We start from the raw sequence: 21,475 nt of genomic DNA on the forward strand, positions 1-21,475 counted from the left end.
GGATTGGTAAATAATTGATCTAGTATTGCTAGATGAAGCATTTAAAGAAGCTTTTAAGGAAAGAAGAAGGTTTTACGTTGGTAGAACTAATCGTTGTTGTTGTGATTATGGGGATCTTGGCGCAGATTGGGCTGGTTTCTTTTAATCGCTATACCCGTAAGACAAGAGCATTTGCAGCAAGGACTGCTTTAAGGAATATTCAAAGTGAATGTGAAATGAATAGAGATTTAGGAATGGATCCAATATTTACATTGTTAACTCCACGTGGTTATTCTTTGCAATCAAGAAGTCCTAATAGCTGTTTAGGTTTGTTGGGTAGTGGATTGGTTAGTGCTATATCAAATAGTTCGAACGATTATCCAAGTTATTTTTATAATTTTGAGAAAGGGAGTATAAGCTGTCGTTATACAGGTACAAAAGATAATCTTTTCCCTGAATGTAAAAAAATAGGTACTAAAAGTAGTCAATCAAATAACTCCTTTCAAGCGAAAGTAGATGATGAAATCGCTAAAGAACTGGAGGCTGAGGAAGTAGCTAAAGAGAAAGAAAGAGCTTCTATAGCAGCTCTTGAAACAGCAAAACTAGAAAGAGATCAAAAGCTTGATCAGCAATACAATGCAAAAGCAATTAAGTCAAAATGCGGATCTACCAATGAATTAGCTATTGCGCAAAGGGGTCTTGAAGCAATGAAAGCTTTAGATATTATTGTTTGGAACACTCCAAGATTGGGTAATAGAAGCCAAATAACAAATAGATCTGCGAATGCAATCACAGGGTATAAGCGGAAAATTGATTATATTCAGTATTGCAGAAAGAATCTCAGTAATTTTATTCAACAACAAGCAAACGCCGAATTTAAAGTTGCTCAATCCCAACGGAATTATGACATAGCAGTAAGAGATGAAGCAATGATTCTTGCTCAAAGAGCTGCGCAAGAGGTAAATGATCCATGCAGTGCACAGAATCAACGAGAGCTAGATAAATTAGTAAGACAAGGAAGATTATCTTCAACAAGGAGCGACATACTTGCAAAAAGATGTGGTACTGGTCAATTGAGAATTGAATTAAATCCTTCTATCAAGGCATCATGGGTAGTAGATGAAGCTCAGGAAGAGCTAAGTAAAGCCAATTTAGCTCTCAACGGATTCAAAATTAATGGCTTCCAAAAATGGGATGGTCAAATTAATCGATTTGAGAATGAAGCTAGACAATATTTTTCAGAAGCAAAGGCAAGGCTAAATTAGTAATATGAGGTGAGAATAAAAATAAGCAGGAACGTTCAAATGAATGAAAATCTAGGCTAAAGATTGCTGACCAAAAGTTAAGAGAAATAAGTAAGCGAAAGTTTGAGTAAAGTTTGAGTAAATCTCAACGCTTCGCTGAAAACGTAGTCCACGGCTAAAAGTTATGTTTTCATTAGCCAGTAGTTGATCTCTTGTGATGCCATGGGATCTCAGCGATATTGCGATGTGTGGATGGTGTGTGGATGGCTTAACATTCTCACCCCTATTTCTTTATTCTATTTCAATCAGGTTTCTATTACTAATAGCTAACAGATTACATTTTCTTTTTGTCTGTGACTTGTAAGGTCGACTCAATTATTTTTGAAAATAAGTGAATATTATTGAGTCCTTTAGCTGCTTCTTGGAGGGGGCGAGGGGGAATTCGTTTTTTGTTTTTATTGCTATCGCTGCTAAGGCATATGCCTTCATGAATGTTGCCACACTTTGGACAAGGTATCGAGGAAGATAAAGGTCTGGTCTTGATTGCTTCTATAGATGAACTATCGATTGCTAATGTGCTGGATGATTCATCGTCATCAGTGATCGTTAAGGTAGCCGTATCGTCAGAGAAGGTGGAGTTAGTTGCACTCGAGAGAGTGATGGTTGCAGTTTCATTGTTCTCATCTGTTGAGTCAGCCAGGATGGGAACATTGAAGGTTCCTGAGGTATCCCCTGCAGAGATAGTTAGGGATCCGGACGTGGAAGTGTAGTCAGAACCAGCGGTTGCAGTGTCGTTAGAGGTTGCGTAGTTGAAGGAAATATCTTTAGCAGACGCCTGAGAGAGTGAAACAGTAAAGGTAGCATTGGAGGCTGTTTCGTTGGAGGTGGTGACATCCGCGATGGAGAGTGTTGGAGCATTATCATCATCTGCAATGGTTAAGGTAGCCGTATCGTCAGAGAAGGTGGAGTTAGTTGCACTCGAGAGAGTGATGGTTGCAGTTTCATTGTTCTCATCTGTTGAGTCAGCCAGGATGGGAACATTGAAGGTTCCTGAGGTATCCCCTGCAGAGATAGTTAGGGATCCGGACGTGGAAGTGTAGTCAGAACCAGCGGTTGCAGTGTCGTTAGAGGTTGCGTAGTTGAAGGAAATATCTCTTGCGAGTGCTTCTGTTAACGAGACAGTAAAGGTTGCATTTGCTGCGTTTTCATTGGAGGTGGTGACATCAGCAATTGAAATGGTTGTTGGTTGAATTAACTGCCCTGCTTCAATATCATCATTGGCAGTCAAAGTGTGATTGTAACTAAGCGTTAGGACACCACTTCCTTTTTTCTCGAAATAACCATTCCCTGAGATCGAACCAGAGAAGGTTGAGTTTGAACTCTGCTCAACTGTTAAAGAAGGATCACCGCTGGCATTGTCTTCATCGATGACGATGGAGCCTGAGCCAGTTAGTCCAGCAGAAGAAATCAGCTCTAAGCCACCACTACCTGTTTTCAGTGTGTAGCCATCTGCTAAACCAATTCCTCCGGCAGCATTGAACGTTAGGCGACCCGAACCATCGGTGTAATCAAGATTTGTATTGAGTGTGATATTCCCAACTCCTGAACTAACATCTTTACTATTCACATAAGAATTACTGGCACTCGTGGTTGTAATCGTGACGCTAGTTCCCGCATTGAGAGCATTCTCTAGGGAATTTCTTGTACTATTGAAATGACTCCCCCCAGCATTCTCATACCAAGCAATAGTGTCATCGAGACGAGAAGCGGAGATAATGTCTAAATCACCATCACTGTCCATATCCGCCACATAAACTGCTGAGGCACCATCAGCTGAGGTGGCGATATCAGCTGCCGTCCATGATGGGTTAGCTGCCCCATCATTTTCATACCAAGCAATGGTGTCATCGAAATAAGAAGCGGAGATAATATCTAAATCACCATCCGCATCTAAATCAGCGATATGAATATCTCTCGCACCATCAGCAGAGGTAGCGATATCAGCTGCTGTCCATGATGGATCAGCGGCACCATCATTTTCATACCATGCGATCGTGTCATCTCCAGAAGAAGCCGAGACAATATCCAAATCTCCATCCCCGTCCATATCGGCAACCTTGACATCCCTTGCACCAGCAGCACTGGTAGCAATATTAGCTGCTGTCCATGATGGATCAGCCGCACCATCATTTTCATACCAAGCAATGGTGTTATCGAGACGAGAAGCGGAGACAATATCTAAATCCCCATCACCATCCATATCGGCGACATGGACATTTCTTGCACCATCAGCGGATGTGGCGACCACGTTTTTTGTGTAGCTTGGATTGCTATTTCCATCATTCTCGTACCAAGCGATCGTATCATCGTCATGAGAAGCCGAGACAATATCCAAATCCCCATCGGCATCTATATCAGCAACATGAACAATTCTTGCACCATCAGCGGAGGTATCGATATTAGTGCCAGACCAAGAAGGATTAGCGGCACCATCATTCTTGTACCAGGCAATTGTGTTATCTCCAGAAGAAGCGGAGACAATATCTAAATCACCATCACTATCCATGTCAGCGACATAAACACCTCGTGGACCAAGAGCGGTGTAGGCGATATCGGTAGCAGACCAAGATGGATTAGCAGTACCATCATTTTCATACCACGCGATTGTATTGTCTCCAGAAGAAGCTGAGATGATATCTAAATCCCCATCACGATCCATATCAGCAATATGTATATCCCTGGCAACATTCGCGGAAGTATTGATATCAGCTGCTGTGAAGGCAGGCGTCCACGTAGCTGCCCCATCATTTTCATACCAAGCAATGGTGTCACGAACATTAGAAGCCGAGACAATATCTAAATCTCCATCCCCATCTAGATCAGCTACATGGACATCGTAGGCACCATCAACAGAGGTGGCGATATCAGCTGCCGTCCAAGAAGGATCGGCAGCACCATCATTTTCATACCAAGCAATGGTGTCGTCGTCCCAAGAAGCCGAGACAATATCTAAATCTCCATCCCCATCTAGATCAGCTACATGGACATCGTAGGCCCTATCAGCACTGGTGGCGATATCAGCTGCTGTCCAAGAAGGATCGGCAGCACCATCATTTTCATACCAAGCAATGGTGTCGTCGTTTTGAGAGGCCGAGACAATATCTAAATCACCATCGCTGTCTAGATCAGCGACATGAACACCTGTTGCACCATTAGCACTGGTGGCGATATCAGCTGCGGTCCAAGACGGGTCAGCCGCTCCATCATTCTCATACCAGGCAATGGTGTGGTCGTTAGAAGAAGCCGAGACAATATCTAAATCACCATCACCATCCATGTCTGCGACAAAAACATCACGGGCATTATCAGCACTGGTGGCGATATCAGCTGCACTCCAAGACGGGTTAGCATTTCCATCATTTTCATACCAAGCAATGGTGTCGTCGCTAGAAGAAGCCGAGACAATGTCTAAATCACCATCGCCGTCCATATCCGCGACATGGACATCCATCGCACCCCTAGCGTTAGTATCAATATCCGCTGCGGTCCAAGACGGGTCAGCCGCTCCATCATTCTCATACCAGGCAATGGTGTGGTCGCTAGAAGAAGCCGAGACAATATCTAAATCACCATCACCATCCATGTCTGCGACAAAAACATCACGGGCGCTATCAGCGGATGTGGTGACAACATGTTTGGTGAAGCTTGGATTAGCGTTGCCATCATTTTCATACCAAGCAATGGTGTCGTCGATATAAGAAGCCGAGACAACATCTAAATCTCCATCCCCATCTAGATCAGCTACATAGACATCGTAGGCACCATCAGCGTTAGTAGCGATATCTTCTGCTGTGAAGCTTGGCGATGCGTTATCGGTAATGGTGTAGTTATAAGGATCCAGGAGCCATTCTCCTCCTTCTCCTGTGTCAACAATGACTTTCTCTGTTCTTAGATGAGCACCAGAGGTTTCAATTCGTCCTCCCCTGCCTCCATGTTCTCCTCCGCGTGCTTTTAACGTTCCACTAACGAGTGTCATGCTAAGAAGATTGGTGATGTCACTCCAGGCAACAATGGTTCCACCGTTGCCGTTGTAGATCGCGGAAACATCTAAGAATGCGCCATATTCAATCGTTGTTTTGATGGCTTGTCTGACGGTTGGATTGGAGTTTTGCCAGCTACCACCAATTTGAATCAAACCTCCTTGATCGTTTCCTGTTGCCAGTAGTTGTGAATCACCATCGATTCTGACTTCATCACCAGTGATTGTGATACTGCCTGCAACATTGTCTGCAGAGGTCGCAACTAAACGGCTGTTGATGACCTCAACGGTTCCATCGGGTGCCTCAACTAACAGACTTTTGTCGACAGTGATATCTATTCCTTCCAGCAAGATTTTTGGAGTACCCGTGATTCCATTGACTGTTCGTTGATCCGGGTCATTGATCAAGCCAAGGGAACCAGGCAAAGGATCGGATGAAACACTGGGAAGATGCATGGATGTGTTTCCAAAGACATCAAAGACCCCCCCTGAACTGAAATGAAGAGAGGTTGCAGTACTTAAGGTGAGTTGGGAAACATTAATGAAGTCAGCACCTGGACCTGTGCGGATTCCGCCAGGTGAAACCCAATATAAATTTGCCTGAGACGACAAACTAATGGGTTTATTGATATAGCTTCCTGTCGGTGTGGTGACTCCAACAACAAGGTTGCTTTGACCACCTGTCTCGAAATTGACCTTTTGAATATCACCTCGAGTGTCGAAAGAACTAAAGCGATGAAAGAGATTATTTCCACTGACGGTCCCACCCGTGATCTGACATGTTCCCGAACTGCAGCCACCACCAACTTGACCATTGACTGTCGTGCCAAGATTATTGGAGCCAGCAGAACTGATCTCTGCTGAGCTAGGAGATCCGACAAGACAAGCTAATACCCCAAACGTCAGTCCAAGCGTCTTTTGAGTCTTCTTTTTTAGAAATGACTTGCTTATATCTGCTTGCTCGATGTACTTATAAACTATTCAATTCTTTGAGATTGAACAATGTGATTATGGTTCTCTGATGATTTTTGATTGCTCGTGATCAGCGGCTAGTTAATTTAGATAGGTTTTCAAGAATTTTGATTTGTTGCTTCTAAGCCCATTATTAGTAGCAGCAGTAACTGTCCCTAATGTTGAGTTGCCTTTAACGTCTCCTTTTGAAGAGCAGCAACAAAACGCACCGTTAGAACAGTCTCCATCGATTCAAGATTTCCAGCTTCAAGAAATCAACTCAGAAGATCTTGATCTCGAATGGTTGCCAGAGATTCAAGGTCCAACCCCATATTCCAAGGAACAACTCAAGCAAATTTTCAGTTCATGTAAAAGAGAAGAACGATTAGAAACCTTAGAAGCTTGTGCGGAAGTTCTTAGAAAATATTTGCTCGATGATGGCTTTATCAATAGCAGAGTGTTTACCAAGCGACCCGAGGAACAAAAGAGAAGATTTTGGCAGATACGAAAACCCAATCAAGAATCCAATGGAATCATTGAGGTCGTTCTAGGTCAGATAGTAGAGCTACAAGTTGAAAGTAATGATGAAGCTTTGACGACATTAATTCGAGAAAAATTAAATGATCTCAATGGGACAGTTCTCCATTTACCAACCATTGAAAAAGCTTTAGTAGAAATTCGAAAACTTCCTGGCGTTGGTCAAATCAAAGGGAATATGGGTCGACGAGGAAATGACCCCACGCAAGCAATTCTGACTTTGACTGTGAAATCACCCTCGTTTCCTTGGCAAAGGCAAGTGAGCGTGAGAAATGATGGTAATGCTGGAACAGGTGCGTATAAAACGACGGCAACTTTCGTAAAGCCTAATCTCTTTAGAGAACTGGATCGTTTGATTAGCTCATTCGAAGTTCATAATGATTCTGATCCTGAAGTTGGAGCAATTGTTGCTTCGACTTCTTATTCCTGGCCACTAGCCAATCAAACGAGGTTGATCTCTTCTTATGCTTATGGTGAGAGGGAATATGTGGAACACTCAGGCTCTTTAGGTGAGATCAGCTTTATGACTCACCATGTTTTGGGACAACTGGAGAAAACAATTTCTAGTTCAACGAATCAGGCATGGACCGCATTCGTTGGATTAAATATCAACCGAACGGATAGCTATCTTTCCGGGTTGAGATCGGATCTTGTCGCTGGAGCAGGCGATGAGGGTTGGGTAAGAACTGGTCATCTAAAGGCTGGAGTCAATTTCAACGGATCACATCAGTCCAAGTCTTGGACAGGAAGTATCTATGGAATGCAAGGTATTAATGCAATCAGCGAAGACTTTCAACGTGTAGATTTTGCAGAAGATGGGATTAAGCCTGGGGAAGCAAGAGCAGTCGGTGTGAAGGGAAATTTGGCATGGACACTGAAGCCAGGCGTTGGTCTCAATCTTGGTGCGAGTGGACAAGTTGCCTTGAATCCACTGTTTAATAGCATGACTTTTGGACTTGGTAGTAATGCAGGGATCAGGGGACTTCCAGGTAGCCTGACGAGTGGTGATAGTGGTTGGCTTGGAACAAGCGAATTGGCTTTTACACCCTGGAGAAAAGAGGATAAGGCTTTTCAAGTGGTGCCTTTCTTAGGAGCAGGCGGAGCTCATACAGAATTAAAAGGGGTCACCACCACTGATGCTGTTGGGGCTGGTGGAATTCTTGGTAGGTTCGTTAAGTCAAAAGTTGTTCTTGAAGTCGGTTGGGTCGACTCTTTTAATACGGATGACAACAAAGGAGTATGGAATGATTGGTTGCTAGGAGATGGAGTCTTCTCGAATATCAGATATCGGTTCTAAATAATGTGTAAAAAGTTTGGGTAAAGTTTGGGTAAAAAATTATGATTCCTTGAGAACTAAGTCAGTCACTCAAGGCTCACTTTTCATTAGCCAGTAGTTAGGTTCCTGTTGTGCCATGGGATCTCAGCGATATTGTTATGTGTGGATGGTGTGTGGATGGCTTAACATTCTCACCCTCATTTCTTTATTCTATTTCAATCAGGTTTCTATTACTAATAACCGAGGAAAGACTCGCATGTTCTTTATCTGTTGGTAATGCTGATCTTTACGCCAAAAGAAATAAAGCGGCTAAGGCTGCATGAAGAGTTCAGAAGGATCCGCTAGAAAGGGAAGAAGTTATTACTGTGTCATCGGTAAATAATGAATAACGAAACTGCATTCATTGTTGCTCTTTTAGGTCTCTGCTATCTAATTCCTCTCAATTACTTGAGGAAGAAAATAACAAACGATCATCACCCACGTGTGATTGCAGTCGGTGAAGAAAGAAAAGGAATGGTTATTCGCTTGGGAGCATTATTGTTTTTAATAGGAGCTTTTTGTGCAGTACTCATGACATATCAAGGACTGCATTTATTAATAGCTTCACCGTATTACCAAGATATGTGGAGTCACTTTTTTCAAGGTGGACATCTAGACAAGCCTAGCTCTATCAGCAGTCCTCGTGCATTATTTGGATACGTTATTATCCTTCCTATCTTTTGGTTTTTAGGTGTGGTTTTTGCCTTTAGCTTTCCTTTTGTTATTTCATTTATCGGTGTCTTCTCTTTGGTATTGGGGCAAAAATACATTAAAGACGCAGTAAAAGTTGTTATGGGTAAATAAATGAAACGCTTAACACTTTTCCTAATCCTTGTTCTTGCCTTACCTATTGGTGTTAAGGCTTTTGATGTATCAGGTAGAGACAAAGCCACGGTGGTTGGACTTTTGGTAGGAGCAAAATGCTTTCAAAACAGTGGATATGATTCTACTCTTTTTCTTAAAGCCTTGGTATAACTGTTATATTAGCTCTGGTACGTGGTTCATTAGCCAGTAGTTAATCTCCTTTGTTGCCATGGGATCTCAGCGAAAGGGGTGTTTGAGTACAGTTTGAGTAAACCTTAGCTCTGGGTCTTGTTACTTTGATTATCATGAATGCCTGTCGGATTTAACTAGTCAATCTAGTATTGATCTATGAACCAGTTGAAGAACCTAAAAAAAGAAGAAGAAGGATTCACGTTGGTGGAATTAATCGTTGTGATCATCATCATGGCGATCTTGTCTCAGATTGGATTGGTGTCGTTTAATCGCTATACCCGACGTACAAGAGCCTTTGCAGCCAGAACGGTTCTAAGGAATATTAAAAGTGAATGTGAGATGAATAGAGATCTAGGTATGAATGTAATTTTTACACCATTAATACCACGTGGATATTCACTGCAATCAAGAAATACTAATAGCTGTTTAGGTCAATCGGGGAGTGGTTTGGTTAGTGCGATACCAGATAATCCTGATGAATACCCAAGTTATTTTTATAACTTTGAGGAAGGAAATATAAGTTGTGAGTACTCCAGTACAACAGATAATTTGTTCAAAGACTGTCTGAGTCTAAAAAATAAACTAGAGAGGAATGATTTTGTTGTTAAAGATACTTATATAGAGAGAGGTTGTTCTGCTTATGCTGTTGTTGAAGGGAAGAATTGGGATGAAGCTGAAGCAAATTCTCGAAAAATTGGAGGCCATTTGGCTACGATAAATGATAAAAAAGAAAGTGATTGGATTGTTCAAAATCTAAAATGGCTTAAACCAAAAAATCCTAATTATGGAGCTTATGGTTGGAATGATGGCTCTGGTGGTAGAGGCGGAGGTAAGGAAATTGCTTATTGGATTGGATTGAGAGAAAAGCCAGGTAGAGAACTTTCAAATCAACATCTACTGAGTAAGGAAGAACAAAAAAAGAATCTTGAATGGGCAGATGGTACGCCAGTTGAATCGACATATATGCATCAAGGTAGATCTGACGGGAATGTGCCTGATGAAAACTTTTTTGGGTTAGTAAATACTGGACATTTCAACGATATGGCCGATCCCACCATTGGGAGTGGTGACCATAGGACTTGGTACCAAATGGAATATGGGATAGTCGAGATACAAAGATGTAATAGCTAAATATTATTCAAAGAAATATCTCTGAGATAAAGTTAAGATCCAAAAAATAAAGCTAAACCAGTAGAAAAGAAGCTAATGCATTGATTTGAATATAGCTTTGACATCTAAACTTCCGACCCACTGTTCATTAGCCAGTAGTTAGGTTCAGTCATATCAGGGGATTTGGGCAAAAAAGGGTGGTTTGAGTAAAGTTTGAGTAAACCTTAGCTCTGTTTCTTATTACCTTAATTATCATGGATACCTGTTGGATTTAACTAGTCAATCTAGTATTGATCTATGAACCAGTTGAAAAACCTAAAAAAAGAAGAAGAAGGATTCACATTAGTGGAGTTAATCGTTGTGATCATCATCATGGCGATTTTGTCTCAGATTGGATTAGTGTCGTTTAATCGCTATACGCGACGAACACGAGCCTTTGCAGCAAGAACGGCTCTAAGGAATATCAAAAGTGAGTGTGAGATGAATAGAAACTTAGGAATGGACGCAATTTTTACACCATTAACACCACGTGGATATTCTTTGCAGTCAAGAAGAACTAATAGTTGTTTAGGTCAAGCGGGTAGTGGTTTGGTTTCTGCAATACCAGATAATCCTGATGAATACCCAAGTTATTTCTATAACTTTGAGGAGGGAAATATAAGTTGTCAGTACTCCAATACAACAGATAATTTGTTTCCTCAATGTCAAACGGAAACTGGAAATCAAACAAATAAATCAATTAGGGCTCCCAATAGAGATTCAAATGGAAATCTGATAATTAATGATGTGAAAGTATGGAACATGGGCAGTTGCATAGCTGTTTATGGGGAAGTCATGAAAGAGAATCCTGCCAAAAAAACTAATGAATATCCAAATAATTTCCAAACTAGGTATGTAATGCTTTCTCCAAATCATCCAATAGCAAAGAGACATTATGAGAGGAAAGCAATAAGTATTCGATCTTCTAATTCCCAGCCTTGCAAAACCGTAAAAGCTCCTTTAGAAGCTTTTGGTGGAGTTAAACCTAAAGCTTGGGAAATTCCAAAACGTTATGGTTATGATGAAAATGGAAATTTTAAAAATTTCAACCCTAATCATCAAAACTTTTCATGCAGTAACCAATGGTGCGGAGCTTATAATTATTATCGGCCAGAAGCTGCATTTGATTCAGAGGGCAATCCAATAGTGGTTATAAGACCAAAGTGGGATAGTCCAGAAAAATTCAAAGAATGGTTTGGCTTTGAAGCTGATTATGAAACGTTAGATTCAGGTCTTAAGAATTAAATTAATGGGTGGTTTGGGTAAAGTTTGGGTAACCCTTAGCTCTTGCTCTTATTACTTTAATTATCATGGCTGCCTGTCGGATTTAACTAGTCAATCTAGTATTGATCTATGAACCAGTTGAAGAACCTAAAAAAAGAAGAAGAAGGATTCACGTTGATTGAGCTGTTGGTGGTTGTGATTATTGCTGGAGTATTAGCTGCGATTGGAATACCTGCTTGGCAAGGAATGCGGTTAAAGACGCAAGCAGCTGGAGCGAAAACTGTGATTGCCAATATCAAGAAAGAATGCCAGTCAAACCGAGATTTAGGAGTCGATGAAGTTTTTACGCCAATGACACCGAGTGGATATTCAGTGCAACCTCAAGAATCTTTGAGTTGTTATGGCGATCCTGGGACCGGATTAGTTTCTGCAGTACCGAATGAAGTTAATAAAAACCCGACTTACTTCTATGAACACTTAACCGGTTTAATCAGTGAATCTTCTTCAAGAACTTCTAACAATGTCACGGTACTTACTCCTGATGTTCTTGAATCTTCTTGCGGGCTGTTAGGGTCTAGGTATGGACAATTGTGGGGAGCGATAAGTAGGCGCAATCCTCCTTCATTTGCTACTGATGGAAACCCTAAAACTTTTTGGACTTGTAGAGGTAATGTTCATATGAAATTTGATTTAGGAGAAGAAAAAATAATAGGGTCAGTCAACATTGTTTTACCTGAAGGAGGTAATGTCGAAATATATGTAGATGATCAATTAATTACAGATCCATATGTAGAAAATGACCCAAATAATCAAAATCTTTTTACCAAGATTGACTTGGGAAATATAAAAGGTAGATATATTGAATATAGGTCATACACTAGTTATCCTAGACATCGCCATACTGCACTGGGTGAGTTAACGGTAGATGTTCAATAGGGTATTCCTCTAATTTCTTTGATTATATGTGAACAATTTGGGGTTAATTTTAATTAAAGATGAGTACTTATAGTTTTCTTAGTCCTCCCAGTCGACACCATCGTCATATTCATAATTCAGTAGGGAGTTCTCATCCTTTTCTTTTTTCTCTTCTTCTAAGCAGCTAAGTTCCAAAATCTTGTGTACTGAGGTTCAAATAACATCTTCACTGTGCCGATTGGACCATTGCGGTGCTTAGAAAAGATGAGTTCTGTAATCCCGGGCTCTTCTGATTCAGGGTCGTAGTAATCATCTCGATACATCATGACAACAAGATCTGCATGACTCTCTAGTGATTGTGTTTCTCTTAGGTCGGAAAGAATAGGACGTTTATTCTCTCTTGCTTCAATATCACGACTAACTTGAGACATTAGAATGACAGGAACATCTAGTTGCTTTGCCACATCTTTGAATTTGACAATGATTTTAGATAGTTCTTCATCTCGTGATGGATATACTGGTCCGCCCATGAGTTGAACATAATCAATAACGACTAAGCCAAGTTCACCATTGCCTTTTTCTTCCTTAATTTTTTTGCATGTAGCATGTATTTCTTCAACAGTAATATCGCATCTATCATTGATAAAAAGGGGAAACTGGCCAAGCTCTTCAATACCCTTGCCAAGAAGAGGCCATTCATCTTTTTGAAGTCGTCCAGTTCTCAGTCTTTGTGATTCAATGCCAACTTCCATTGACAGAAGTCGATAGGTGTATTGCTCTTTGCTCATTTCTAAGCCAAAGATACAAACAGGCAGATTATGAATCTCGGTAACATTCTTTGCAATGTTGAGGCATAAGGATGTTTTACCCATCGCTGGTCTGCCAGCGATAACAATTAAAGACCCTCTTTGCAGTCCTTGAGTCATTGCATCGAAGTCCCAGAAATTAACCGGTATTCCTGAAACGGAAGTCCCATTAGAACGGCTTTCTATTTCATCAAAAACAGAGCTAAGGATTTCTGCTGTTGATGAGATTTCTGCTGATTCCTTTGCTTGTCCAGTTTGCTCAGTCTCCATGTTTCCTTGCTTTTGCTCCATCAAATATTTGGGGATGGACCATCATCTAAACCATAAAATTTTGACCTGACCAGAGGAAGAAATACTTAAGCCTAGATTCCACGTTAACTCTTTGGATTATCTTTATCTTCTTCAAAAATTTCATCGAGAAGCCCCTCCAGTACTGCACCTCTGCGTTCTAGACCCCATTACTCTTTGAGCTCATCAAAGCGTCTTACGTATTTCATTAGCCAGTAGTTAATCTCCTTTGGTACCATGGGATCTCAGCGAAAATGGTGGTTTGAGTAAAGTTTGAGTAAACCTTAACTCTGTTTCTTATTACTTTAATTATCATGGATGCCTATTGGATTTAACTAGTTAATCTAGTATTGATCTATGAACCAGTTGAAGAAACGAATACGAGAAGAAGAAGGCTTCACATTAGTGGAGTTAATCGTTGTGATCATAATCATGGCGATCTTGTCTCAGATTGGATTGGTGTCGTTTAATCGCTATACCCGACGTACAAGAGCCTTTGCAGCCGAAACAGCAATGAGAAATATCAAACGTGAATGTGAGATGAATCGCGATCTAGGTATGGATCAAACGTTTACACCATTAACACCACGTGGATATTCACTCCAACCTGATAATTCCAATAGTTGTGTAGGAGGATCAGGTAATGGATTGGTTTCTGCCATCCCAGATAATCAAGGAGAATATCCTTCTTATTTTTATAATTTTGTAGATGGAACTATAGGTTGTAATTATTCCAGTACAAAAGATGATCTATTTAAAGATTGTTCTAATGGCATCCCAAATGCAAATGACTCAAAAAATGATGGATCATTAGTTGCTGTTAGAACTAATGATAAAGGTGATCAAATCTTCGATGGACCATCATGTGGTAGTGAATCTAGAGTCCAAGGAAATTATGGTATGGAAAGTGTTCGTGGTGGGTTGCATTGCAACTGTAATGCGAAAAAAGGAGAAACCTATGCATATACTTTCAAGAAAAAAAATCTAATAATAGGCGAAGCAGGTACTTCAGTTCATTTGAGTTGCTATGGGAAAAATGGAGAACGAGTAAAAGAAAAGCCAAATTGGGTTATTCCAAATACTGATAATCCTGGAGGACGCTCTGGCGATAATTATGATTGGTTGAGATATAAGAAATGGGTTGAAGATGGAGGCCGCCCAGGGGAAATGCATAGTAATCCAATTAATTAATTACCACTTCATTACAAGTTCTCCATTTGCATCAACTTAATTTACCGAAGTGTTGTTGATTAGTGATTTGAAAAAAAGTAAAGAGAAATAAGTAAGAGAAAATTTGAGTAAAGTTTGAGTAAACCTTAGCTTTTGCTTTTATTACTTTAATTATCATGGATGCCTGTTGGATATAACAAATCAATCTAGTATTGACCTATGAAACAGTTGAAGAACCTAAAAAAAGAAGAAGAAGGATTCACATTAGTGGAGTTAATCGTTGTGATCATCATCATGGCGATCTTGTCTCAGATTGGATTGGTGTCGTTTAATCGCTATACCCGACGTACAAGAGCCTTTGCAGCCAGAACGGCTCTAAGGAATATTAAAAGTGAGTGTGAGATGAATAGAGACTTAGGAATGGATCCAGCCTTTACATTATTAACTCTAAATGGATATTCAATTGAGACGCGGAATTCCAATAGTTGTTTAGGTAACTTAGTTAGTGGATTGGTTGTTGCCCAACCTGAGAATCAAGATGAATACCCCTATTATTATTATGATTTTTTGCAAGGTAAATTAGGTTGTGAAATTAATGTGCAGAATCTTGCAAGTCTTTCCAGTCCTTCACCAACTTTTGAAGGTAATCAAACATCTTTAGAACTTTCAGGTTGGTGGGGTAGGAATGATCGTGCAACCGTAATAATTAACGGACGTGGATTTACTGCAGGGGTTTATGACAGCACAATGGGTGTAAGGAATGATGATTTAGACGAATATCCAGCTGACAATAATAAGAGCGGTAAAATACGTTGGTATGGCAAGTTTTGGCAACAATTAGCAGATCAAATTAATGAAGCAAACTTAATTGATCAGGAAGGGAACAAAATTTCTGCTTCAGTGGATTACAATCAAATAATGATTCAAAGCAAAGGTCAAAGTAATTTAGAGGTTAAAGCTATTGCATACAACGATCAAGGTGGATCCAATACACAACCAAGGTTTGGGATAAGTGAGACGATCATCAGCCCAAAAGTTAATTGTTCGCCTGGGTTGGATTTGAATTAATTGAAGTTCACGTATATTGCCTGTGCATTTACCGCTTAAGATAGTCGGTCTTAATACCCAAAGCTGTAAATGAAAGGGGAAAAGCTCTTTAAGTTTCTTGAATAAATTTAATTGCTTATTATTTTCAACGAACTTGTGTGAAGGCTGTTGTTCTTATTTCTTAGGGAACTCTATTCCATAACAGTTAATCCACTAAAGTATGCAAAACCTTTATCTGCTTTTATAAATCAACAAATGAACTAGACTTGTATTGGAAAAATTATCCTTTTGGAGATTCACACCTAATTATTATTCAAGCAAACGCCCAATGCAATCAGATAAATTTACAGAACTATTAGACCAAACTGATAGAGAACTCGATGCCTTTCCCTTTTGGGCATCTTTTAAAAGAGCATGTGCTGCTTATTCAACAAAAAATGTTGAGAAATTAACACCAGGCAGACAAGCTATTTTGATTTTATGGCAGGCGAGCTCTCAAACGAAAGACAATCAAGGAAATATAGTTACTGTAGATTTAGAGGGTGAGATGATGAAAGATAGATTAGAAAAACTCAAAGAAGAACTCATAGACAATTTCAACAATGAGGAACTAGACGATTATGCATTAGAGAGATTTTTTAAATCTGTCAATAAACAAATTAATAGAAACAAATAGAAATATAAAAATATTATCTCTTAAAAATTACTATTTAATACAATATTGCCCCAGTAACCAATAACCAAGACTCAAATTGTCTTGATTTGAATAAGCCTCAATTTCTATAGCTCTCTCCATAGGCGTTATATTTGAATACACAGGACTTGATAAAGAATCTTTATGCATTCTATTAAGAGATATTTCTGTACCAATAAATCTAGGCTGGTATTTTATTTTTCCTGCTGAACATGATTGAGCAATGTGTATTATCTCATGATTCAAAACGACAGCAAATTTATGAGAACCTAATTTTAAAACTTCTGGACTAATTCTTATGGTCTTTAAAAATGGGATCCATTCTGCGGATGATTCTTCAACTGTAGTATTTCCTATAATTACTTTAACACCTAAGCTATTTAATCTAGTTAAAACAGAAATAATAAAATTTTTCTCAAACCTATAATTAGGTGGATTTGCTATGAGTTGTTTAATTTCAAAAAGTGTTTTTTCATCTTCATATTGCTCTTGTAAATACCTATAAGTTATAGATCCATCTCTATTAATTGTTTTAGTAGGTAATAATTTACTGTCAGATTTTTCCAATATTTTAAATATAGAAATTAAATTAGAACTAGTTAAAATGAAATCTTTTCCAATTTCAGGTTGATTTAAATTTTCTTTAGATTTTAATGGATATTGAAAGGTAATTTGAATAGAAAAGATTATATTTATAAAAATATAGATTTTAAGAAAGGTAATTAAATATTTATTCATTTTCTAAATTGTTAATCTGATCATCTATATGAAATCATTTGATATTTAGAAGATTCAGCTTACGGTACTCATCATATTGAACATAGGTAAATACATTGCAACAAGTATAAATGCAACAATTGAGGCAACAAAAACTATCATTAATGGTTCTATTATGGAAGTTATTGATTTAACACTTCCAGAAACCTCTTCTTCATAAAATTCAGCAAGCTTATTAATCATCTCACTAAGTTCTCCTGTTTCTTCTCCAACACGAAACATTGATGCAAACATGATTGGGATAATTCTTTCTTTTGCCAATACTCTATAAATAGGCTGTCCAGCTTTAATTTCAATATCCATTTTGTCAACAATTCTTGCAAAGACTCTATTACCTAGTGTCCTTTTCGCTATTAAAAGTGATTCAAGAATTGGCACTCCAGCAGAATTTAAAGCAGATAATGTTCTTGAGAAATTAGCCAAGCAGGACTTTGTTACTAGATCTTTTGTAATAGGGATCTTTAATAATGTTGAATCACGCCAATTAAGAAAATACTCTCTCTGAAATTGTTTTTTTAACATAAAAGTCGAGAAAATTCCGATCGGCAACGCTTTAAAAGTAAATGAGGGCTCTTTTATTGTATTTGATAAATTCACTAATGCCTGTGTTAATAAAGGTAATTGCGCTCCAGAAGATTGATACATATCAACAAATATTGGGATCACAAATACAAGCATGATAATAATAACAATAATTGTAAGAATAAATATTGCTATGGGGTATGCAAGAGCACTTTGTATTTGGCCTTTAATCTTTGCTAGACTTTGTAAAAGTAATGCCTCTCTTTCTAAAACTGAAGGTAATAATCCAGCTGCTTCTCCAGCTGATACTAAAGCTACATACATATCATCAAATATCTCAGGATACTTTTCTAATACTGAAACATAGGTAGAGCCACGACTCAGCTGCAAAGACGCATCTTTAAAAAATATTTTTAACGTCTTGTCATCAGTTGCCTCCGATAAAATATTAAGCGATTCAAGTAATGGAAGTCCGGTGCGAAGCATTGAGGCTAGCTGCTTGGTAGAAATTGCAAGTGATTTGATAGAAGGTGGTTTTAATCTTCTTTTCCTTTTTCGTTTTTTATTGGATTTTAAACTGTCGAATTTCTTATTTTTGCTGGATCTTGGTTTTAATTTTAGCTCATTCAATTGATCATTATCTTGATTTAAATTTTGCTTTTTATTTAATAATGAATCTGAGTCATCATTACCTATTTTTCTTTCTTTAATATCATTAGCTATATTTTTTGCACGTGCATCATTTAGTGCATCTCTTAATTCTGGGTCTGAAATAAATTTATACTCCATATCAAACTATTCTATTTAAGGAGACTGTTCATTTGCACCTAAAAGTCCATTCAAAACATTAGGTTTATTACACTTATAAAAAGCTTCTTCCTTTGTAATAATACCTTGTTTAAATAGATTGAAAAGAGCTTGTTCAAGTGTTTGCATGCCATATTTTGCCCCCACTTGGATTTGAGAATAAACCTGTGCGGCTTTTGATTCTCTAATTAAATTTGCTATTGCATTATTGTTTACCAATATTTCTGCGGCAAGAGATCGTTTGTTTCCGATAGTTTTGCATAATGTTTGAGATATCACTCCTATTAAAGAAGATGAAAGTTGAACTCTTATTTGTTGCTGCTGAGCGGTTGGGAAAACATCAATTATTCTGTCTATAGTTTGAGAGGCAGAGGAAGTATGGAGTGTACCCATTACTAAATGGCCAGTTTCTGCTGCAGTAATAGCCAAACTAATAGTTTCTAAATCTCGCATTTCTCCTACCAATATGATATCGGGATCTTCTCTTAATGCTGATTTCAATGCATGGCTGAAAGATAAAGTATCTTCTCCTACTTCTCTTTGCCTAACCAAGCAATTCTTATTCTCAAAAATGAATTCAATGGGGTCTTCAATTGTCAGAATATGGTGAGCTTTATTGTCATTTATCCAATCAACAGAACTAGCTAAAGTAGTAGTCTTCCCTGACCCAGTAGGGCCTGTTACCAGCATAAGTCCTCTAGGTCTATTGAGTAATTGTTGAACGCTATCAGGTAAACCAATTTTTGAGAAAGTAGGTACATCAGTGCTTAGAGCCCTCATTACACAGGAAATATGACCTCTATCATAAAAAATATTCATTCTAAATCTGGCTATACCCCTAAGACCATAACTACAGTCCAATTCTTTCTTAGCAATGAAAACATCTAGTTTCTTTTGCCCTAAGAGTTTTGTTAACTCCTCTTTCAGGTTGTCGTCAGAGAATGGATTTGTTTCGGCCGGTAATATTTGCCCTTGTATTCGAAAATAAGGAATACTTCCTCCAGTGAGATGTAGATCTGAACCTCCTCTATTAACCAATTCAGTCATTAATTTTGTCAATCTCATGTTCATCTCAGTCATCTTTAGAATCCTCAAAAATACAAACTCTTTCTACCTCCTCCAGAGTAGTAAGTTCTTTCTTTACAAGCTCAAGTCCATATTCCAAAAGAGATTTAACCCCGTTTTGAGATGCATACTCTCTTATCGCTTCTGAGGTGCTCGAATTAACAATTAGCTCTCTAATAGGTTCAGTGACTTTCATTACTTCATACAATCCTAATCTTCCTTTGTAACCTGTTCCATTACATGTCGGACATAAGTTGTCATCTGAAATTTTTGCCTTTATTTGTTCTGTATTCGCTACTTTTAGGCGCTTAATTCCATAATTAAATGCAATTTGATCTTGTTGCTGATTAACGGTTCTACTCGTACTGCATGCGGGACAAACTTTTCTCACAAGCCTTTGAGCCATTACTCCCACAACAGATGACCCTACCAAGTAAGGAGGAATTCCCATCTCAGATAAACGTGTTATTGCTGTAGCTGTGTCATTTGCATGTAGTGTTGTGAAAACCATATGTCCTGTAAGAGCTGCTTCCATTGCTGTTTGAGCAGTTTCTTTATCTCTCGTCTCACCAACTAAAATAATATCGGGATCTTGCCTCATCAATGAGCGTAATGCCCTTGCGAAATCTAGACCTTTTTCACGAATTACTTGAACTTGATGAATGCCATCTAAGGTATATTCAACTGGATCCTCTACTGTACTTATATTTACATCTGGGGTATTTCTTTCATTTAATATTGAATATAATGTAGTTGATTTTCCACTGCCAGTAGGCCCAACTACTATAAATATCCCATAAGGTGAATTCCCTAAAGCTCTTACAAGAGATAATTCAGAGGGTAAATTTACAAGCTTTTTTAATTGCAGGATAGAAGAATCGGAACTAAGAGATCTCAAGACAATTTTTTCCCCCCACTTTCCTGGAAGAGTACTAACACGAAAATCTAATATCGAGTCTGAGATATTACATCTAATTCTTCCATCTTGTGGGAGCCTTCGTTCGGCAATATCTAATTTACTCATAACTTTTATTCTGCTTACAATTGCTCTGGATTTTGTTTTCGGTAATGAATAAATCTCACTTAAAACTCCGTCTATTCTATATCTGATTCTCATCCTTTCCTCTAGAGGCTCTACATGAATATCTGACGCTTTTAAACGTGCACAAGTCCCTAATATTGATCCCACTGCTGATATTACAGGGTCATCTGCATCATCGATTTCATCATAATAAATAATATCTGCGTCTAATTCTTCCTCATCTTCATCAGAGTCAAAAAAATCGTATTTACCTTCATCCTCTTGGAATCCTAGGCTGCCTGCTGAATTCACCTCTTTAAATTTTTTTTCGACAGGAACTTCTTGATTAGATAATGTCGTTTTTATATTGAGAGGATTAAACCAACTTTTTCTTGAATTAGGTTGCTCTTCGGGGTTATATTTTTTTAGATCATCAATTGATGTTTGTTTATTGACATTTTGTGGAGATTTATTTTCAGCAACTGTGCTTAGAGGAGAGTGTTGTGGATAAATATGACCCTCTTCGAACCAATTCTCCCACTCTTTAGAAGTTATTTGTTTCATGTCCACTTCGATAGAATATCTTTCTTTTAGACGATCTTTAATTTTCAGAACCTCTTCATATTCTGGGTTCATTGCGGCCAAAATAATTCTCTCTTGATCAATAGAAACAGGCATGACACCTGCCGATTCGCAGATTTCAACCGAAAGTATTTCTTTGATATCCATGAGGCTCAAATAAAGAAATTAACCGAAAATGTTTGATTTCTATAGTGGAAAAAAAACTTTGTATAGTACTATATTTTAAATTCTAGGAGACCACACAAAAACTTCAAGGAAAGCAATTGAATTGTTATTTCTGATCTGGCTCAGTCTCTCTAAGCCCCCACTAAAACTAGGCGAAAGTCAATATCTAGGCAGTTTCAATT

At 38.5% G+C, this 21,475-nt stretch carries 16 protein-coding genes and 1 pseudogene; 11 read left to right on the forward strand and 6 right to left on the reverse strand.

The features are described 5' to 3' along the window. Positions 1-32 precede the first annotated feature (32 nt). Complete coding sequence (locus AC6EJA_RS08125) at positions 33-1,244, forward strand: prepilin-type N-terminal cleavage/methylation domain-containing protein (protein ID WP_498502154.1); 1,212 nt, start codon at positions 33-35, stop codon at positions 1,242-1,244. 313 nt (positions 1,245-1,557) lie between these two features. Here the strand turns inward: AC6EJA_RS08125 and AC6EJA_RS08130 are convergent, their stop codons facing one another. Continuing rightward, the gene (locus AC6EJA_RS08130) at positions 1,558-5,874 is read right to left on the reverse strand and encodes a beta strand repeat-containing protein (RefSeq protein ID WP_498502155.1); all 4,317 of its coding nucleotides are present in this window, start codon (positions 5,872-5,874) and stop codon (positions 1,558-1,560) included. Between the two features lie 472 nt (positions 5,875-6,346). On the opposite strand from AC6EJA_RS08130, the gene AC6EJA_RS08135 reads away from it, so the two are divergent. From AC6EJA_RS08135 to AC6EJA_RS08165, 7 genes are all read left to right on the forward strand, one after another. Next, positions 6,347-8,047, forward strand: coding sequence for a ShlB/FhaC/HecB family hemolysin secretion/activation protein (locus AC6EJA_RS08135; protein ID WP_498502156.1), 1,701 nt, complete (start codon positions 6,347-6,349; stop codon positions 8,045-8,047). 110 nt (positions 8,048-8,157) lie between these two features. Then, positions 8,158-8,349, forward strand: a complete 192-nt coding sequence (locus AC6EJA_RS08140; RefSeq protein ID WP_498502157.1) for a hypothetical protein — start codon at positions 8,158-8,160, stop codon at positions 8,347-8,349. A gap of 58 nt (positions 8,350-8,407) precedes the next feature. After that, on the forward strand, positions 8,408-8,869 hold the full coding sequence (locus AC6EJA_RS08145) for a hypothetical protein (RefSeq protein ID WP_498502158.1): 462 nt from the start codon (positions 8,408-8,410) through the stop codon (positions 8,867-8,869). Further along, positions 8,870-9,040 carry a hypothetical protein gene (locus AC6EJA_RS08150; RefSeq protein WP_498502159.1) on the forward strand — a complete coding sequence of 57 codons (171 nt, stop codon included), beginning with the start codon at positions 8,870-8,872 and terminating at the stop codon, positions 9,038-9,040. It abuts the gene before it with no gap. A gap of 177 nt (positions 9,041-9,217) precedes the next feature. Continuing rightward, on the forward strand, positions 9,218-10,192 hold the full coding sequence (locus tag AC6EJA_RS08155) for a lectin-like protein (RefSeq protein ID WP_498502160.1): 975 nt from the start codon (positions 9,218-9,220) through the stop codon (positions 10,190-10,192). A gap of 276 nt (positions 10,193-10,468) precedes the next feature. Then, the gene (locus AC6EJA_RS08160; RefSeq protein WP_498502161.1) at positions 10,469-11,455 is read left to right on the forward strand and encodes a prepilin-type N-terminal cleavage/methylation domain-containing protein; all 987 of its coding nucleotides are present in this window, start codon (positions 10,469-10,471) and stop codon (positions 11,453-11,455) included. A gap of 108 nt (positions 11,456-11,563) precedes the next feature. Next, the gene (locus AC6EJA_RS08165; RefSeq protein ID WP_498502162.1) at positions 11,564-12,370 is read left to right on the forward strand and encodes a prepilin-type N-terminal cleavage/methylation domain-containing protein; all 807 of its coding nucleotides are present in this window, start codon (positions 11,564-11,566) and stop codon (positions 12,368-12,370) included. Positions 12,371-12,525: 155 nt separating this feature from the next. Here AC6EJA_RS08165 and AC6EJA_RS08170 read toward each other — a convergent pair. Then, positions 12,526-13,422 (reverse strand): annotated as a pseudogene (locus tag AC6EJA_RS08170) (replicative DNA helicase); the annotation flags it as partial. A gap of 378 nt (positions 13,423-13,800) precedes the next feature. On the opposite strand from AC6EJA_RS08170, the gene AC6EJA_RS08175 reads away from it, so the two are divergent. The 3 genes from AC6EJA_RS08175 to AC6EJA_RS08185 all read left to right on the forward strand — a co-directional run bounded on the left by AC6EJA_RS08175 (position 13,801) and on the right by AC6EJA_RS08185 (position 16,336). Further along, the gene (locus tag AC6EJA_RS08175) at positions 13,801-14,634 is read left to right on the forward strand and encodes a type IV pilin protein (protein WP_498502163.1); all 834 of its coding nucleotides are present in this window, start codon (positions 13,801-13,803) and stop codon (positions 14,632-14,634) included. A 198-nt stretch (positions 14,635-14,832) separates the two neighbouring features. Then, positions 14,833-15,681: a type IV pilin protein gene (locus tag AC6EJA_RS08180; RefSeq protein WP_498502164.1), complete on the forward strand. Its 849-nt coding sequence runs from the start codon at positions 14,833-14,835 to the stop codon at positions 15,679-15,681. 307 nt (positions 15,682-15,988) lie between these two features. Continuing rightward, the gene (locus tag AC6EJA_RS08185; RefSeq protein WP_498502165.1) at positions 15,989-16,336 is read left to right on the forward strand and encodes a hypothetical protein; all 348 of its coding nucleotides are present in this window, start codon (positions 15,989-15,991) and stop codon (positions 16,334-16,336) included. Between the two features lie 30 nt (positions 16,337-16,366). On the opposite strand, the gene AC6EJA_RS08190 is transcribed toward AC6EJA_RS08185, so the two are convergent. From AC6EJA_RS08190 to AC6EJA_RS08205, 4 genes are read right to left on the reverse strand one after another with little or no spacing between them, the layout of a single operon-like run. After that, positions 16,367-17,092 (reverse strand): hypothetical protein, encoded by a 726-nt coding sequence (locus tag AC6EJA_RS08190; protein WP_498502166.1) that lies wholly within the window; start codon positions 17,090-17,092, stop codon positions 16,367-16,369. Positions 17,093-17,146: 54 nt separating this feature from the next. After that, a complete protein-coding gene (locus tag AC6EJA_RS08195) occupies positions 17,147-18,442 on the reverse strand; it encodes a type II secretion system F family protein (RefSeq protein ID WP_498502167.1) in 1,296 nt (431 codons plus the stop codon). Positions 18,443-18,457: 15 nt separating this feature from the next. Then, complete coding sequence (locus tag AC6EJA_RS08200; protein ID WP_498503581.1) at positions 18,458-19,531, reverse strand: type IV pilus twitching motility protein PilT; 1,074 nt, start codon at positions 19,529-19,531, stop codon at positions 18,458-18,460. Position 19,532: 1 nt separating this feature from the next. Further along, positions 19,533-21,275, reverse strand: coding sequence for a GspE/PulE family protein (locus AC6EJA_RS08205; RefSeq protein WP_498502168.1), 1,743 nt, complete (start codon positions 21,273-21,275; stop codon positions 19,533-19,535). Positions 21,276-21,475 lie beyond the last annotated feature (200 nt).

The organism is Prochlorococcus sp. MIT2309 (assembly GCF_059772305.1).

Coding starts and splice junctions, on each gene's coding strand:
- AC6EJA_RS08125 (WP_498502154.1), top strand. CDS start 33: ATGAAGCATTTAAAGAAGCTTTTAAGGAAAGAAGAAGGTTTTACGTTG.
- AC6EJA_RS08145 (WP_498502158.1), top strand. CDS start 8,408: ATGAATAACGAAACTGCATTCATTGTTGCTCTTTTAGGTCTCTGCTAT.
- AC6EJA_RS08150 (WP_498502159.1), top strand. CDS start 8,870: ATGAAACGCTTAACACTTTTCCTAATCCTTGTTCTTGCCTTACCTATT.
- AC6EJA_RS08155 (WP_498502160.1), top strand. CDS start 9,218: ATGAACCAGTTGAAGAACCTAAAAAAAGAAGAAGAAGGATTCACGTTG.
- AC6EJA_RS08160 (WP_498502161.1), top strand. CDS start 10,469: ATGAACCAGTTGAAAAACCTAAAAAAAGAAGAAGAAGGATTCACATTA.
- AC6EJA_RS08165 (WP_498502162.1), top strand. CDS start 11,564: ATGAACCAGTTGAAGAACCTAAAAAAAGAAGAAGAAGGATTCACGTTG.
- AC6EJA_RS08175 (WP_498502163.1), top strand. CDS start 13,801: ATGAACCAGTTGAAGAAACGAATACGAGAAGAAGAAGGCTTCACATTA.
- AC6EJA_RS08180 (WP_498502164.1), top strand. CDS start 14,833: ATGAAACAGTTGAAGAACCTAAAAAAAGAAGAAGAAGGATTCACATTA.
- AC6EJA_RS08185 (WP_498502165.1), top strand. CDS start 15,989: ATGCAATCAGATAAATTTACAGAACTATTAGACCAAACTGATAGAGAA.
- AC6EJA_RS08190 (WP_498502166.1), bottom strand. CDS start 17,092: ATGAATAAATATTTAATTACCTTTCTTAAAATCTATATTTTTATAAAT.
- AC6EJA_RS08195 (WP_498502167.1), bottom strand. CDS start 18,442: ATGGAGTATAAATTTATTTCAGACCCAGAATTAAGAGATGCACTAAAT.
- AC6EJA_RS08200 (WP_498503581.1), bottom strand. CDS start 19,531: ATGAACATGAGATTGACAAAATTAATGACTGAATTGGTTAATAGAGGA.
- AC6EJA_RS08205 (WP_498502168.1), bottom strand. CDS start 21,275: ATGGATATCAAAGAAATACTTTCGGTTGAAATCTGCGAATCGGCAGGT.